General features: G+C 30.9%; 12 protein-coding genes. 5 read left to right on the top strand and 7 right to left on the bottom strand.

Annotated elements, in window-relative coordinates; translation table 11 throughout:
• Positions 1 to 19: 19 nt before the first annotated feature.
• The 3 genes from parC to gyrA all read right to left on the bottom strand — a co-directional run bounded on the left by parC (position 20) and on the right by gyrA (position 6,943).
• Positions 20 to 2,266, bottom strand: coding sequence for a DNA topoisomerase IV subunit A (parC, locus tag O1U_RS01060; RefSeq protein WP_016503562.1), 2,247 nt, complete (start codon positions 2,264 to 2,266; stop codon positions 20 to 22).
• A gap of 4 nt (positions 2,267 to 2,270) precedes the next feature.
• A complete protein-coding gene (gene parE / locus O1U_RS01055; protein WP_040356513.1) occupies positions 2,271 to 4,157 on the bottom strand; it encodes a DNA topoisomerase IV subunit B in 1,887 nt (628 codons plus the stop codon).
• Between the two features lie 230 nt (positions 4,158 to 4,387).
• Complete coding sequence (gene gyrA, locus O1U_RS01050; protein WP_016503560.1) at positions 4,388 to 6,943, bottom strand: DNA topoisomerase (ATP-hydrolyzing) subunit A; 2,556 nt, start codon at positions 6,941 to 6,943, stop codon at positions 4,388 to 4,390.
• A 198-nt stretch (positions 6,944 to 7,141) separates the two neighbouring features.
• On the opposite strand from gyrA, the gene ubiG reads away from it, so the two are divergent.
• Positions 7,142 to 7,855: a bifunctional 2-polyprenyl-6-hydroxyphenol methylase/3-demethylubiquinol 3-O-methyltransferase UbiG gene (gene ubiG / locus O1U_RS01045; RefSeq protein WP_034411324.1), complete on the top strand. Its 714-nt coding sequence runs from the start codon at positions 7,142 to 7,144 to the stop codon at positions 7,853 to 7,855.
• A gap of 215 nt (positions 7,856 to 8,070) precedes the next feature.
• Here the strand turns inward: ubiG and sppA are convergent, their stop codons facing one another.
• The 3 genes from sppA to O1U_RS04900 form a co-directional block, all read right to left on the bottom strand.
• Positions 8,071 to 9,954 (bottom strand): signal peptide peptidase SppA, encoded by a 1,884-nt coding sequence (gene sppA, locus O1U_RS01040; protein ID WP_016503558.1) that lies wholly within the window; start codon positions 9,952 to 9,954, stop codon positions 8,071 to 8,073.
• 247 nt (positions 9,955 to 10,201) lie between these two features.
• Positions 10,202 to 10,384: an arginine deiminase-related protein gene (locus tag O1U_RS04985; protein ID WP_420887242.1), complete on the bottom strand. Its 183-nt coding sequence runs from the start codon at positions 10,382 to 10,384 to the stop codon at positions 10,202 to 10,204.
• A 338-nt stretch (positions 10,385 to 10,722) separates the two neighbouring features.
• A complete protein-coding gene (locus tag O1U_RS04900) occupies positions 10,723 to 10,866 on the bottom strand; it encodes an arginine deiminase-related protein (RefSeq protein WP_141631646.1) in 144 nt (47 codons plus the stop codon).
• Between the two features lie 811 nt (positions 10,867 to 11,677).
• Between O1U_RS04900 and nrdA the strand changes: the two genes are divergently transcribed.
• Both nrdA and nrdB read left to right on the top strand, forming a co-directional pair.
• Entirely contained in the window at positions 11,678 to 13,957 is a 2,280-nt protein-coding gene (gene nrdA, locus O1U_RS01030) for a class 1a ribonucleoside-diphosphate reductase subunit alpha (protein ID WP_016503557.1), read from the top strand.
• A gap of 82 nt (positions 13,958 to 14,039) precedes the next feature.
• Positions 14,040 to 15,173: a class Ia ribonucleoside-diphosphate reductase subunit beta gene (gene nrdB, locus O1U_RS01025; RefSeq protein ID WP_016503556.1), complete on the top strand. Its 1,134-nt coding sequence runs from the start codon at positions 14,040 to 14,042 to the stop codon at positions 15,171 to 15,173.
• An 86-nt stretch (positions 15,174 to 15,259) separates the two neighbouring features.
• Here the strand turns inward: nrdB and tsaB are convergent, their stop codons facing one another.
• A complete protein-coding gene (gene tsaB, locus O1U_RS01020; protein WP_016503555.1) occupies positions 15,260 to 15,946 on the bottom strand; it encodes a tRNA (adenosine(37)-N6)-threonylcarbamoyltransferase complex dimerization subunit type 1 TsaB in 687 nt (228 codons plus the stop codon).
• 313 nt (positions 15,947 to 16,259) lie between these two features.
• Here tsaB and folB point away from each other — a divergent pair, with 313 nt between their 5' ends.
• Both folB and O1U_RS01010 read left to right on the top strand, forming a co-directional pair.
• Positions 16,260 to 16,631: a dihydroneopterin aldolase gene (gene folB / locus O1U_RS01015; RefSeq protein ID WP_016503554.1), complete on the top strand. Its 372-nt coding sequence runs from the start codon at positions 16,260 to 16,262 to the stop codon at positions 16,629 to 16,631.
• Positions 16,632 to 16,716: 85 nt separating this feature from the next.
• The gene (locus tag O1U_RS01010; RefSeq protein ID WP_016503553.1) at positions 16,717 to 17,520 is read left to right on the top strand and encodes an undecaprenyl-diphosphate phosphatase; all 804 of its coding nucleotides are present in this window, start codon (positions 16,717 to 16,719) and stop codon (positions 17,518 to 17,520) included.
• Positions 17,521 to 17,551: the final 31 nt, after the last annotated feature.

Genomic DNA, 17,551 nt, shown 5'->3' with positions numbered 1-17,551 from the left:
CTCTGTTATTAAATGATTCCTAGATTTCGATATGAAGTATTTGTATTTGTTGAAAATTCTCAGTTAAAAGCGAACCTCTACGTCCACATTCTCCCCGGAACTTATTTAGTTCTTTAGAACTAAAGTTAAATTTTTCTTCTTTTGTATACATATCAATTGATTTATCTTTAGGTAATGAAATTAAATGAGAAAGAAATTCTTCGCGTTTTTTAAATTGAGAACTTGGAATATGGATTACTTTATTGCCTTTCCCTTTGCTAAGTTGAGGTAGATCTTTAGCAGGGAAAATCAGTATTCTACCGTGATTAGTAATAGCTAAAATTTCATCAGAAATGAGATTTTTAATCGTATTTAATGGCATTATTTTAGAGTTTTTAGGTAAAGTCATTAAAACTCTACCGTTACGATTTTTAGATAGTAAATCTGAGCTTTTGCATACAAAAGCATAACCCGCATCAGATCCGGCTAACAAAAGTTGTTTTTCTTTATACATAAATATTTGGATAATCTTACTGTTTTCACTAATATTCAAACGTCCTGTAATTGGTTCACCTTGTCCTTTTGCTGATGCTAATGAGTGAGATTCAAGAGAGTAGCTACGTCCATCATTACTTAGGAGAATTGTTTGTTCTTTACTTTTTCCACGTACATGGGAAAAATATCTATCACCTGGTTTATACTGCAAGCTTTCTGCATTTATGTCATGCCCTTTTGCATGACGAATCCAACCTTTTTCAGAAAGTATCACAGTGATTGGTTCATTATGGAGTAAATATTTATTAATAGTAACTTTTGCTTCTTTACGTTCAATGATAGGAGAACGACGTTTATTGTTATATTTTTTAGCATCAGCCTTAATTTCTTTTTTAAGTAACAGATTTAATTGAGATTCAGAGTTTAAAAAACCTTTTAGTTCTTCAGATTCTTTTTTTAACCTTTTTTGTTCTTCATGGATTTTTTTTTCTTCTAGCTTAGCTAAGCAGCGAAGTTTAGTTTCTAATATTGCATTAGCTTGGATATTTGTCATACTTAAGCATTCTATTAGTGCTACTGTTGGTTTATTTTTAGTTCGAATTATTTTAATTACTTTATCTAAATTACAATAGGTAGTTAATAAACCTTCTAAGATATGTAACCGAATTAGAATATTATCTAGTCGATATTGAAAACGGCGACGGACTGTTATTCGACGAAATTCGATCCACTCAGATAAAATTTGTATCAAGTTTTTCACTTGAGGACGATTATCCAGTCCAATCATATTTAAGTTAACTCGATAGCTCTTTTCTAGATCTGTAGAAATGAATAAATAATTCATTAATTGTTCAGAATCAATTCGATTTGTTCTAGGAATAATTACAATTCTAGTAGGGTTTTCATGATCTGATTCATCACGTAACTCATTAATTATCAGTAATTTTTTAGTACGAATTTGATTTGCAATTTGCTCAAGCAATTTTGAACCAGATACTTGATATGGTAAAGAAGTGATTACTATATTATTTTTTTCTTTATGCCAAATAGCACGTGCTTTTATAGTTCCTCGACCGGTTAGATAAATTTTTTCAAGATCTGCTTTTGGTGAAATAATTTCTGCATCTGTTGGATAATCAGGACCTTTAACATAATTCATAATATCTGATAATTCTGAACTTGGATTATCAATAAGACAAATGGTTGCTTCTGCAATTTCATGTATATTATGAGAAGGGATATCCGTAGCCATACCAACAGCGATACCAGTTATCCCATTTAGTAATATGTGAGGTAATCTTGCTGGTAACATTTTAGGTTCTTTAGTAGTTGAATCAAAGTTTGGTTGCCATTCAACTGTTCCTTGGTTTAGTTCATTTAACAAAAGTTCAGAAAATTTAGATAATCTTGCTTCAGTATAACGCATAGCTGCAAAAGATTTTGGATCATCCTTCGCTCCCCAGTTACCTTGACCATCTATAAGTGGGTATCGATAAGAAAAAGTTTGAGCCATAAGTACCATTGCCTCATAACAGGCTGAGTCACCATGAGGGTGATATTTCCCCAATACATCGCCAACAGTGCGAGCCGATTTTTTATATTTTGATATTCCTGAAAGACCTAATTCTGACATAGCGTAAATTATTCGGCGTTGAACAGGTTTTAGACCATCACCAATATATGGTAGAGCACGATCCATAATTACATACATTGAATAGTTTAAATAGGCATCTTCCGTAAATTTACGAATTGGAAGTGTTTCATTACCATTAAAATTATTCGTTATCGACATCTTTTTATACCTTTACTAAATTTCCGTTCTTTTGTAGCCAGTTGCGTCGATCGGCAGCACGTTTTTTAGCTAGAAGCAGGTCCATCATTTCATAAGTAGCATCAAAATCATCAATAGTAAGTTGAATTAATCGACGGGTTTTTGGAGCCATAGCTGTTTCACGAAGTTGAAGCGGATTCATTTCTCCTAAACCTTTAAATCGTTTTACTTCAATTTTTTGTTTTTTATTTTTTAATTGATTCAATATATTATCTCTTTCATCATTATCTAGTGCATAGTAGATGTTTTTTCCACAATCAATTCTATATAATGGTGGCATAGCTACATATATATGACCAGATTTAACAAGGCTTCTAAAATGTCGTATAAATAGAGCGCATAATAAAGTAGCAATATGAAGACCATCTGAATCTGCATCAGCAAGAATACAAATTTTCCCGTATCGTAATCCATTTAAGTTATCACTATCAGGGGAAATCCCTAATGCAATAGAAATATCAAGAACCTCTTGAGAAGTGAACAGTTGATTTGAAGATATTTCCCATGTATTTAGAATTTTTCCACGTAGTGGCATAACTGCTTGAAATTCACGATCACGAGCTTGTTTAGCAGAACCTCCAGCTGAATCACCTTCTACAAAAAAAATTTCAGTACAATTTCGGTCCTGTGTTAAACAATCAGTTAACTTGCCAGGAAGAGATGGAGCAGAAGCTATTTTTTTACGAATAATTTTTTTGTTTATTTGCATTCTACGATTAGCATTAGTCATAAAAATATCCACCAGTAAATTAGCTGATTGTGTTTTCTCATTTAGCCATAAGCTAAATGCATCTTTAATAATGCTAGAAATAAATGTAGATGTTTTAGGCGAGGATAACCGTTCTTTCATTTGGCTTGAAAATTGAGGATTTTTAATTTGAATTGAAAGAACATATGAACAACAGTTAAAAATATCATCACTAGTTAATTTAAATGAACGGGAAAGAAGATTTCGAAATTGACAAAATTCACGTACAGCATCAAGTAATCCTTGACGTAATCCATTAACATGAGTACCACCTTGTACAGTTGGAATTAAATTAACATAACTTTCTGTAATTAAATTCCCACCTTCTGGTTGCCAAAGGATAGCCCAGCTCATTCGTTCTTTTTTTTTAATTAATTCTCCAGCAAATGGTTCTTTAGGCAAAATTACACAACCTTTCAATCTTTTTTTTAAATAATCTTGAAGACCATCTTTATAAAACCATTTATATTCATGACCATTGACTTTATCTAAAAATATAACTTTAAGTTTTTTACAAAGTACTGATTTAGCTTGAAGATTTTTTACTAGATGTGTAACTAAAAAATTAGCACAATCAAAGTAATTTGGATCAGGCCAGAAATGCACTCTTGTTCCATGAGTATTTTTATCACAATTTCCTGTTATAGAAAGTTCCTTTGTTTTTTTACCATTCTCAAATGTCATTTCATATATTTTACTATTACGATATATACTGATTTCTACTCGTTTTGAAAGAGCATTCACAACAGAAATTCCTACCCCATGTAAACCTCCTGAAAATTGATAATTTTTATTGGAGAATTTTCCACCTACATGTAGTTTACAAAAAATCAATTCTGCAGCAGAAATATTTTCTTTTGGGTGAATGTCAATTGGAATACCACGCCCATCATCAATCACTTCAAGGGATTGATTAGCATGAAGAATTACTTGGATTTTAGAAGCATATCCAGCTAAAACTTCATCAATACTGTTATCGATAACTTCTTGTCCTAAATGGTTTGGTCGAGTTGTATCTGTGTACATCCCTGGTCGTTTACGTACTGGCTCTAATCCATCAAGTACTTCAATACTTTCAGCAGTGTATGGATGTTGTTTAATCATCATAAAGAATTTTATTATCTATTAGAGTTTAATTTAATTATGAAATAATCTATAGCAATAAAAGTGTCCATTATTTTAAAATACCAAATATATCAACAAATTAGACACTAATTAGTTTTTATATATTATTTCTATCTAAGCTAGGAAAGTTTTAAAAGTCAAACTTTAATTAAAAGTGTCATGGAACATAAAGTTCTATTGCATCATAACAAGGTCCATTGTATTTAAAATTAATGTCTCGAATTTGGTAATTTAATTTCTTCAACATCATCAATACATTGCAATCCAACTACATTTTCATGTTCGGTAGTGCGAATTAATATAACACCTTGTGTATTGCGACCAACTTGGCTGATTTCAGATACACGTGTGCGAACCAAAGTACCTGTATTAGTTATTATCATTACTTCATCGCTTTCTTCAACTTGAACAGCACTTACTACAGAACCATTACGTTCTGAAATTTTTATTGATACAACACCTTGTGTCGCACGACCTTTTATTGGATATTCAAATAATTCAGTACGTTTCCCATAACCATTTTGTGTGACAGTTAAGATATTACCTTGATTTGCAGGAACAATTAATGAAACTACTTGATCATTTCCAACTAGTTTCATTCCTCGAATACCGGCCGCAGCACGTCCCATTTCACGTACTTTTTCTTCTTTAAAGCGTACTACTTTACCAAATTTAGAGAATAGCATAGCATTACTGTTACCATTAGTTATATCGACACCAATAAGCAAGTCATCATCATGTAGATTAATAGCAATTAAACCATTAGAACGTACATTAGAGAATTTCTGTAGTGAAGTTTTTTTAACTATGCCATTTCTAGTAGCCATAAATACAAACTTATTAGAATTAAATTGAGATACCGGTAAAATTGCAGTAATACGTTCTTGTTCTTCTAAAGGAAGAATATTAATGATAGGTTTACCACGTGCTATCCTGCTAGCAAGTGGTAATTGATAAACTTTTAGTTGATATGTTTTCCCACGTGTGGAAAAGCATAAAATGCTGTCATGAGTATTTGTAACAAGCAAACGTTCAATATAATCTTCCTCTTTCATTCTAGTTGCGCTTCTGCCTTTTCCTCCTCGCCGTTGAGGTTCATAATCTCTAAGCAATTGATATTTAACGTAACCTTCATGAGATAATGTGATAACAACGTCATCACGAGCAATCAAACTTTCCATATCAATATCGTGAGTGGCACTTGTAATCTTTGTACGGCGATTATCACCAAAATCTTCACGTATAAGTTTTAATTCTTCAGAAATGACTTCCATTAGTCGATCTGTATTTTCAAGAATTTTTGTCAGCTCTGTTATTTCATTTAAAAGTATTTTGTATTCAGTTAGGATTTTTTTATGTTCTAAACTTGTTAATTTATGAAGACGTAAATCTAAAATTGCTTGTGCTTGTTTTTCTGTTAGGAAGTATTTGTTACCATGAAAAGTATGTTGTTTTTCTAAAAAATCTAAATGAGTAGCATTAATAGGAGATTTTTTTAATACAATATTATCTGTTTTCCAACCGCGACCAAGTAAATTACTTTTTGCTTCTGCCGGTAATTTTGTTTTGCGAACCAGTTCGATAATTTCATCAATGTTTTCTAATGCTAAAGTTAATGCTTCTAAGGTATGAGTGCGGTTACATGTTTTTTTTAGTTTAAAAATAGTACGACGAGTTACAATTTCACGACGATGATTAATAAAGGACTTTAACATATCTTTTAAGTTAAACAACTGTGGTTGACCATTATTATTTAGAGCAACCATATTGATACCAAAAGTTGTTTGTAATTGAGTATGAGCATAGAGATTGTTAAGAACAATCTCTCCCAATGCATCACGTTTACACTCAATCACAATACGCATCCCATCTTTATCTGATTCATCTCGTAATACACTAATTCCTTCTATTTTTTTATCTTTTACTAATTCTGCAATTTTTTCAATTAGGCGAGATTTATTTACTTGATATGGAATTTCTGTGATAATAATAGCTTCTTTGCTATGTTTTTTGTCAGTTTCAATTTTTGTTTTTGAACGTACATGAATTTTCCCTCGGCCGGTTTTATAAGCATCTAGTATCCCTTTACGACCACTAATTATTGCTGAGGTTGGAAAATCTGGACCTGGAATATAATCCATCAGTTCATCAATGGTAATTTTTTCGTTATTAATATAGGCTAGGCAAGCGTTAATTATCTCTGTTAAGTTATGTGGAGGTATGTTGGTTGCCATACCTACTGCTATCCCAGAAGCACCATTCACTAATAAGTTAGGAATCTTTGTTGGAAGAACCGTTGGAATTTGTTCGGTATTATCATAGTTAGGTACATAATCTACGGTTTCTTTATCTAAATCTTCTAATAGCTTATGGGAAATTTTTGACATTCGAACTTCAGTATAACGCATTGCTGCTGCTGAATCTCCATCAATTGAACCAAAATTTCCCTGACCATCGATTAGCATATAACGTAATGAAAAAGATTGAGCCATGCGGACAATTGTATCATATACAGCAGTATCGCCATGTGGATGATATTTGCCAATTACATCACCAACTACACGGGCGGATTTTTTATAACCCTTATTCCAATCATTTCCTAGTATATTCATAGCAAATAGAACACGTCTATGCACTGGTTTTAGGCCATCTCGCACATCCGGCAAGGCACGACCCACAATAACGGACATTGCGTAATCTAAATATGAAGCTTTGAGTTCATCTTCAATATTAATAGGTATAATTTCTTTAGCTTGATCGCTCATAGAGCCATTATCCCTCTATAGTTTGATCGTATATTTAATACGTAAAAGAAAGCGAAATATAACATATTATTAGTAAATTCGGCATTACTTTTATATAGGATTTTTAATCAATGGATTAAAAATGCATGTTTTATTATTATTATTATTAACTTATAGGTTTATTTTTAAGTAAATTAACTATTTTTTGAGTGTATAACTATGGATAAAATGAAGAATTTTGAACCTAATGAAATTAAAAAATTTGAAGATATAGCATCTGATTGGTGGAATTTAAAAGGAAATTTTAAGTCTCTTCATCAAATTAATTCATTAAGAATTGATTATTTTTTAGAAAGAACAAAAGGATTTTTTGATAAAAAAGTGCTTGATATTGGTTGTGGTGGTGGGATTTGTAGTGAAGGAATGGCTAAGGAAGGTGCCCATGTTACTGGTCTTGAAATAGGAGAAGAATCACTTAAAGTTGCAATATCTCATGCATTAAAATCAGGACTGAAAATTAGTTACTTTCAGAGTACTGTAGAGAAACATGCTTTGGATAGAAATAATCAAAACAGCTATGATATTATCACATGCCTAGAGGTATTAGAGCATGTACCAGAACCATCATCAGTTATTAGTTCATGTTCAAGATTAGTAAAAACTGGTGGTCATGTCTTTTTTTCCACTATAAATAGAAATATTAAATCATATTTTTTAGCAATTTTATGCGCTGAGAGAATTTTTAAGATTCTTCCAAAATATACACACAATTACCATAAGTTTATTCGTCCATCTGAACTTATAAAAATGCTAAATAAAGCTGGCTTAAAAGAATTCAGTATTATTGGTGTTTGTTACTATCCCATATTGAATAATTATAAGCTCAGTAAAAATATTGATGTTAATTACATTATTCATAGTAAAAAAATATGATTTTAAATCATGTAGATATAGGAATAAGCACAGGATTTATATGAGAAAAGTAATAAGTTCCTGCTTTTACTAGAAAGTTCTTTTAAATAAAGATTTCCTTTAATTAAATAACTTTAGTAAAAAATTGAACAGGGCAATAAAAAAGTAGAGTTTTCATATAGAATTTTTACTTTTTTATACAATAGGCCTGTTCAATTTTTATAAATCTTTTTATTCTATAAAACTTGACACTCTAAGCAAAAAGCATATTGACCTTTAGGATCATTCATATTTTTTAGCAAGTTTTTAGCATTATCCACAAGTTGAGTATTTTTAAGTGGATAAATTGCCTTTGGTAGCATAATTTCCATATCCCATCCTAATTGCATTCCAATATTTCTTAGTATATCCCGAACTATTTTTTTAGTTGAAACATCCTTTCTAAGCCAAGATATTCTGTAATTTTCTATTTGAGCTAATTCCGCAGCTAAATTAATAGCATCGTCAAAATCACCAATTTGATCAATTAAACCAAATTTCATTGCATCTTTTCCGGTCCATACCCTTCCTTGAGCGATAGCATCTACCTCAGGTATTGTCATGTTGCGATGTTTGCTAACTAAGTTAAGAAATTGATTATACACATGCTCAGTATGAATTTGGATTACATCAGAGAGTGATTTAGAAATACTGGTCATAGAACTAAGATTTGCAAAAGGATGTGTTTCTACACCATCAGCATGTATTCCTGCTTTAGCTAATAATTTCTCAATAGTAGTAAGAACAGAATAAACACCAATAGAACCTGTAAGTGTAGTTTGGTCAGCAAGTATTTTATCTGCCCCAGAAGATATTAAATAACCCCCAGAAGCTGCTACACTAGACATTGAAACTATAAAAGGCTTGCCTGTATTTTTTCTTAGTGCTTCAATTTCTTCTTCAATCATTTCTGAGGCAAATGCGCTCCCACCAGGACTATTTAGGCGCAAAACAACCGCTTTAATTGTATCATCAAATCTTGCTTTTTTAATCAGAGAAATTGTATCTTGACTTTTAATAATGCCAGATGATGCTTGTTCATCAGAGCTTATAACACCATCTGCAACGATAACTGCTATACCTGGATCTGATTGCTTGCCAATTCTAGATGGGATATTTTTAAGATACTCATAATAACTTATTGAGTTGTATTTATTATTACGTTCACCAAATATTTTAGAAAACTCATTGTTAAGTTCTTCATTAGTAGAAACTTTATCAATTAGACCAAATTTAATTAGTAAAGGCTCTATGTCTCCATTAGTACTTTGTAATGCAGATAATAATTCTTCTTCGGTAGGCTTAAACATTGCAGTTTCAATCTGACGATTTTTTGCAATATCATCGATAAAAGCATCCCATAATTGATTTAGCCAACGAGATGCTGATTTTCTTGCTTCTTCTGACATATCATCACGTATAATTGGTTCAACAGCAGATTTATATGTACCAACACGAAATACATGAGTACTAATGTCGAGCTTTTCCATTAATGTCTTGAAATATATAGATTGGGTTCCGTAACCTTTTATTAGTACATAACCACCTGGTGATAGATGAATTTTATCTGCGTAACTAGCTAGGTAATACGCTCCTTGATTATAGGAATTACCTATAGCATAAATAGGCTTGCCAGATGTTTTAAATTCTTTTAACGCTTTAGCTATATAACGCAATTTGTTTAGCGCAGGCTCTCTCATAGCATCGAGTGCTAATACAATTCCAGAAATTTGATTATCATCCTTAGCATGTCGAATAGAATCAACCAATTCAAATAATATATTTTCTCGTTCATTTCCAATAACTGATGAAAAAGAATTCACAGCTTTATCGTAACGACTTTGCTCTATAATAGGACCAGATAAGTCTAGGATTAAGGCAGATTTTGTTTTTGATTTAGAAATACCTGAATTAGTATAGACTAAATATATGATTCCGATGAATAAACCAAGAAAAAGCACGTTCATAATAGCAATGCGAGTTAAAGTTATAAGCTTCCAAAAAGTTTTAAAAACTAGTCCTGAATATCGTAAAAAAACCTCATGTATTCCCCTCCAATAGCTACAAATCAGCAGCAACATCCTTATCTTTAGAACAGACTAATTCTATCCCATATTATTAATCATATCCAAACAAAAATTGCTAGTTTTTTTTAAAATCAAGAAGTACTCATTTGAACTTTTATAAAAATATTTCAGTTAACATACAGCCTAAAAAATATTTCAGCTAACATACAGCCTACTCTTCCTCCACTAATACTTTCAATGGTATTTCGAATGTTAACACTTTACCATGATAAGATATTTCAGTTAATTGATTAAGAGAAAATTATTCAAATTCTGATAAGGACATGGCAATAATCTTATTGCTATCAAGTGTTCTAAGCTGTAGAATATTTCCGTAGAAATGTATCATTTGTTCTATAGAAATTAGAACTACTAACTTATTTTTTTTGAGTGATCTTAATACTAACTCTCGGTCAACTTCTGAGATTACTTTATCGAAAACAATGCATAGTTATTCTCCTGTGTTGAGCATCATATTAGTGTGATAGATTGGATGGCTTGCTTGCAAGTTTGTTTAGAACAAAATTATATACTGTAATACCTTTGGTGTAATCTTAAAAAACTTTTTTGTTACAAGGTCTTGATATAGCAGAATAAAAGGTTCTATTAATATGATCAATAACCATGGAACCTATGTCTTTCTAGACAAGCTCGTTTTTCGAATATTTTACTAAAGCATAATGTTGAATATTTTTTCCCTGAAGTCTTTAAAGTTTTTATTAAATAATCAATTTAGACTTCTTTTCTCCGATGGTTGCAGTATATTGGAAATATATATGATATTCAATCACTTGTAGTACTGAAGCAGTTATTAGGAAAAACAGCATCTAGAGTTTCTAGAGTTGGTTCTTGATAATTAAACTCAATGACTTCGACTTCTATTTTTTCTTGACGTAGTTTTTTAACCATAAGATTAAATTCAAGCATGCTCGTTCTCTAATTTGTTTAGTCGTCAAGCTCAATTAGTGTTGAAACTTATTATTTTCAAAGGTCTCCGAATTAAATTTAAGCTCTTTTGGTGGAACTATAACTACGCAGTGGGTATTTTATGGTTGTGTGAACATTTATAAAAAACCTATTGATTTTAGTAATAGGAGCAGTATTCTTAAGTGTAGTATCACGTTTAATTTATTAGATATACCTGCTGTTTTTTAGCATTTGATTAATAGTATAGTAAATAAATACTAACTAGTTTGTTTCTCGTTGGTTTTAATAATTAGTGTTGATGGTAATTGGAATTATTAGTGTTTTAAAAAAAAGATTTTCGTGAACTAATTAGCTACTTTGGTTAAGATCTTCTGTTAAAGAGCTAATAGGAAATTAGGTTAGTTTTCATCAATAAGATGGAAATAAAATAATAGAGCATTTAGTTATGCTTACTTTTAAAAAATGATACGTATCAGATACGCTTAATCCTATTAAAAACTAGTTATATTCATTATCATCCTACATTATCAAGCTGTACTACAGTATGCATGTAGCATTGCCATTACTAGATTATCTCATCTTTAAGTACAGCATTATGAATACTATCTGAAAATTATTTAAAACTTTAAGAAATTTTATCATTTGTTCTATAGTTTCTTCAGTCTTGAGTCTTATGTTTTGTTATTTCCTTGTAGCACTACAATTTTTTAGGGAGGACCTATAGCTCCAAGCTTGAATATGATTTGCAAGTTTTGTATAAATTTAAAATAAAATGTATGGTGTTATTAGTTTTGTTAGGAAATGTAGTGGAATGAATCAAAAACTTACTGTTACGAAGCGTGATGGAAGAAAAGAGAACATAGATCTTGATAAGCTGCATCGTGTTATTACATGGGCTTCAGAAGGTTTAAAAAATGTTTCTGTATCTCAAGTGGAATTAAAAGCTCACATTCAGTTTTATGATGGTATTACTACTTCAGATATCCATGAAACTATTATTAAATCTGCAGCAGATTTAATTTCAGAAGGAACCCCAGACTATCAATATCTAGCTGCGCGTTTAGCTATTTTTCATTTAAGAAAAAAAGCTTATGGTCAGTATGAACCACCTAAGCTTTTTGATCATATTGTTCATCTAGTTAATATTGGGAAATATGATAAACATTTATTAATGGATTACTCAAAGCTAGAATTTGATGAACTAGACCTTCATATTGAACATAAGCGTGATCTAAATTTTTCATATGCCGCTGTAAAACAGTTAGAAGGTAAATACTTTGTACAAAATCGTGTATCTGGAAAAATTTATGAAAGTGCTCAATTTTTATATATTTTAGTTTCTGCATGTTTATTTGCTAATTATCCGAAAGATAATCGACTCAATTATGTCAAACAGTTTTATGATGCGATTTCCATGTTTAAAATTTCATTGCCTACCCCAATTATGTCCGGAGTTCGTACTCCTACACGTCAATTCAGTTCTTGTGTGCTTATTGAGTGTGATGATAGTTTGGATTCTATAAATGCAACAGCAAGCTCTATTGTTCATTATGTATCTCAACGTGCAGGTATTGGTGTCAACGTTGGTCGTATTCGAGCTCTTGGATCTGAAATTCGTGGTGGTGAAGCATTTCATACTGGTTGTATTCCATTTTATAAGTACTTTCAGGCTGCTGTAAAATCTTGTTCTCAAGGTGGTGTGCGTGGTGGTGCTGCCACTTTATTTTATCCTTTATGGCATGCTGAAGTTCAATCTTTATTAGTATTGAAAAATAATCGTGGTGTAGAAGAAAATCGAATTCGTCATATGGATTATGGAGTTCAGCTAAATAAATTGATGTATCGACGTCTTATTCGTGGAGAGAAAATAAGCTTATTTTCTCCTTCAGATGTTCCTGGTTTGTACGATGCATTTTTTGCAAATCAAAATGAATTTGAGCATTTATACGTTAAATATGAAAGTGATCTATCCATTAAGAAAGAGACTCTTAGTGCTGTTGAATTATTTTCTCTATTATTGCGAGAGCGCGCATCAACTGGACGTATTTATATCCAAAATGTTGACCATTGTAATACACACAGTTCATTTAATTCAGACATTGCTCCTATTCGTCAATCTAATCTTTGTCTTGAAATTACTTTGCCGACGAAACCACTATTGCACCTTGAAGATAATCAGGGAGAAATTGCATTATGCACTCTTTCAGCATTTAATTTAGGTACTATAAAATCATTAGATGATTTTGAAGAGCTTTCTGATTTGTTAGTGCGTGCATTAGATTCTTTGCTTGATTATCAAGATTATCCTTTACTAGCAGCATACCAATCAACAATGAATCGACGAGCATTAGGTGTTGGTGTCATTAATTTTGCTTATTATTTAGCTAAGAATTCTGTTAAGTATTCTGATGGTAGTGCCAATGAGTTAACACATCGTACGTTTGAAGCTATTCAGTACTATTTATTAAAAGCATCTCTAACATTGTCAAAGGAAAAAGGCATGTGTCCATTGTTTAATGAGACAAATTATGCGAGAGGTTTATTGCCTATTGATACTTATAAAAAGGATATCGATTTAGTTTGTAAAGAACCGTTGCATTACGATTGGGATTCTTTGCGTAAAGAAATTATAAAATATGGTTTGAGAAATTCTACTTTGACAGCTTTAATGCCATCTGAAACATCCTCTCAAATCTCTAATGCAACTAATGGTATTGAACCACCTCGTGGGTACGTGTCAGTAAAAGCTTCAAAAGATGGGATTTTGAAGCAAGTTGTACCAGAATTTATAAATCTAAAGGAGAAATATGAGTTGCTATGGGACATAGATTCTAATGAAAATTATTTGCATTTAGTAGGAATAATGCAAAAGTTTATTGATCAAGCTATTTCTGCTAATACTAATTATGATCCAAGTAAATATGATAGTGGTAAAATACCGATGAAGCAGCTTGTTCACGATTTACTTATTGCTTATAAATTCGGCATCAAAACCCTTTATTATCATAATACACGAGATGGAGCCAAAGATGAACAATCAGATGCAATAATCCAGAATCATTCTTGTTTAGATGGAAGTTGTACGATTTAATATTAGTCTACTTGTTTTTAGAAAATATAATATGTTCCTTACACTTGCTTCCAAATGATGTATAAAAATAATTGGGGTAACCATGGTATATAGTACTTTTTTTCAAAAAAAAAATGATCAGTTGAAAGAACCAATATTTCTCGGACAATGTGTTAATATTGCTCGTTATGATCAACAAAAATTTGAAGTTTTTGAAAAACTTATTGAAAAACAATTAAGTTTTTTTTGGCGACCAGAGGAGGTCGATGTTTCTGCAGACCGTATTGATTACAATCAGTTACCAGAACATGAGAAGCATATTTTTATTTCCAATCTTAAGTACCAAACATTGCTAGATTCAATACAAGGTCGTAGCCCAAATGTTGCTTTGCTTCCACTAGTATCATTACCTGAAGTTGAAACATGGATTGAAACTTGGTCATTTTTTGAAACGATTCATTCTCGCTCATATACACATATTATTCGTAATATTGTCAATGATCCTAGCATTGTATTTGATGATGTTATTCAGAATGAATACATTTTAAAACGAGCAAAAGATATTGCGTATTATTATGATGATTTAATTCAAATGAGTAATGATTATCACCGTTATGGGGAAGGTATACATGAAATTAATGGTAAAAATATTAGACTTAATATCAATGAACTTAAAAAAAAGATTTATTTATGTTTAATGTCTATAAATGTACTTGAAGCAATACGTTTTTATGTTAGCTTTGCTTGCTCATTTGCTTTTGCAGAGCGTGAGCTTATGGAGGGTAATGCTAAAATAATTAAATTAATTGCACGTGATGAAGCGTTGCATGTAGTTGGTACTCAGCATATGCTGAATCTTTTGCGCAATGGTGAGGATGATTTTTCTTTTGTAAAGATTGCAAGAGAATGCCAACAAGAGTGTTTTAATTTATTTAAAAAAGCTGCTGAACAAGAAAAAGAATGGGCTGTATATCTTTTTAAAGATGGTTCAATGATAGGTTTAAACGAAGACATTCTTTGTCAGTATGTTGAGTATATTACCAATCTTCGTATGCAAGCAGTTGGTCTTAATTCTGCTTATCCAGAAGCAAAATCTAACCCGATTCCATGGATTAATGCGTGGCTATCTTCAGACAATGTTCAGGCAGCACCGCAAGAAGTAGAGATTAGTTCATACTTAGTTGGTCAAATTGATAACAAAATTAATGTTGGTGATCTAGGAGGATTTGAGTTATAAATTTATATATTATCTTAAATTATTTTATTCTACTATTATGTAATGAGTTTTACTTGATTTAATGATTGCATTTTATTATCTGAGTTTCAATTAGATACGATCTTATCTCGTAGGTATACAGGAGTTGCTTCATTGACACTTAGTACATTACCTTTTTCAAGTTCAAATTTGGCTAAATAAGCAATATCTTGTGCCTCAGAATATATTGTTTTTGTATTTTTAAATTTTATTAAGATCTTGTTAAGATTCTCAGAGCATGTCTCTAATTTTGTCTTTGCTATGCCAAAAACTGACTTAGTATTAATTAGTTTTTTTTCTAGGGTTTTGTATGGAATTGTAGATTCTATATCAATAGAATTCCAACTTCCGTCTTTTAGGCGATAAAAATTACCCCAATATATTTCGTTCATACGAGCATCAATTGCGCAAGCTACTCGAGTTAAGCCATATCTTCGGTATATATTTTGGGCTATAGATTGTAAACTTGAAATTCCAATCATTGGTAGGTTTTTAGAAAATGCTAACCCTTTAGCAATACAAATACCAATACGTAAACTTGTAAAACTACCTGGTCCGCGAGCATAGGCTATGGAATGAATCTGATTTAAGGTAATTTTAGCTTCTTTTAGAACTTCATCAATCATTGGTAAAATTTTTTGAGTGTGACATTTTAGAGCAATTTCATTTCGTATATAGAGCTCATTGTTATGTGTTATTAAAGCGATAGAGCAATTTTCTGTAGCTGTATTTATGGCAAGAATTGTTTTATTCATTAATATTAATTAATCTCTCATTTTATTTATTCATCATTGTAAAATGACTAATATATTTTTTATATACTTTCCCTATAGCATTGCTGATTATTAAATTTTGATCAATAATTAATCGTTCTAGTGAACTGGTTATGTATATAAATTATTTTTAATATAGATATATTTGATTTTTTAAGATAGGTTAGTTCCAATATGGACTTATCTCACTTTAATTGCAATTGCTTTTGTTAAAAGAAATTAACAATTTTCTATTATTTTCTCATATTCGTGCATTATATCTTTTTGAAATTATAATATAGGAAGTTTATTAAACATGGATAAAATATTTATTGAACATTTAGAAGTCATTACAAAAATTGGCATCCATGATTGGGAACAAGACATTAAGCAAAAACTTATTTTTGATATTGAAATGTTACACGATAATCGAAGAGCTATTCATAGTGATGATATTCTTGATGCATTAGATTATACCAAAGTAAGCGAAGTCATTTTGAATCATATTCAAGCTAAGCGATTTTTATTGATTGAAAAAGCCGCTGAGGAGGTTGCATCATTGATAATGAATAACTTTTCTGTACCTTGGATAAGAGTTCGTTTAATTAAAAAAGGATGCATACCAGAAGCTAAAAGTGCAGGTGTATTGATTGAAAGAGGAAAGGAAATTAGAAAACAACTAAAATAAATCACTATTTATTTTATTAAGAATTATGTCACTGTTAATATATTTTTTGTATAACTGTTATATAAAAAGCTAAGTTGAGGAACCTGTGGATTATATAGAAGTATTTTTTCTAGCTTTAATTCAAGGTGTTACAGAGTTCTTGCCTATTTCTAGTTCAGCTCATTTAATTCTACCTTCAGTTATTTTTAGTTGGGAGAATCCAGGTCTTTTTTTTAGTTTAGCTGTACATGCTGGTACATTATTAGCAATTATAGTTTATTTTAGAAAAGAACTATCTACATTGCTTAGTTTTTGTTTACACGCTATCTTAAATGGTAAATCAAATAAAGAATCTCAGTTAGTATTGATGATTTTATTATCAGTAATACCTACCTGTGTATTTGCATTGTGTATAAAAGGCATTCTTGAACTATATTTATATGATCCATGGATCATAGTTAGTACTACTATAACTTTTGGCTTATTACTTTGGTATGCTGATGTAAATGCTACTTTAGTCAATGATGAATATTCAATAGATTGGAAGAAATCATTATTTATTGGAATTGCACAAGCAATAGCAATAATTCCAGGTACTTCTCGATCTGGAATAACGATTACAGCTGCATTACATTTAGGTCTTACACGTAAGGCTGCTATTCGTTTTTCTTTTCTTATGTCAATTCCAATTATTATTCTAGCTAGCGTATATCTATGCTTAGGATTAATAAGAAATCCAGAAACTATTTTTATAGATCTTTTATTAATTGGTGTTATAGTATCATTTGTTAGTTCTTATATTTGTATTCATTTCTTTTTAAAACTTATTTCTCATATTAGTATGGTAGTGTTTTCTGTATATCGGTTAATTTTTGGATCTAGTTTACTTTTATTTCTACTCTTAAATTAAGAAATAGTATCAGTTCTTCTATTAATTAACG

The sequence above is a fragment of the Candidatus Photodesmus katoptron Akat1 genome (assembly GCF_000478685.1).
Taxonomy (GTDB): Bacteria; Pseudomonadota; Gammaproteobacteria; order Enterobacterales; family Vibrionaceae; genus Vibrio; species Vibrio anomalopis.
Note: the sequence above shows the minus strand (reverse complement) of the source record. Positions and strands in the feature narration are given on the sequence as shown.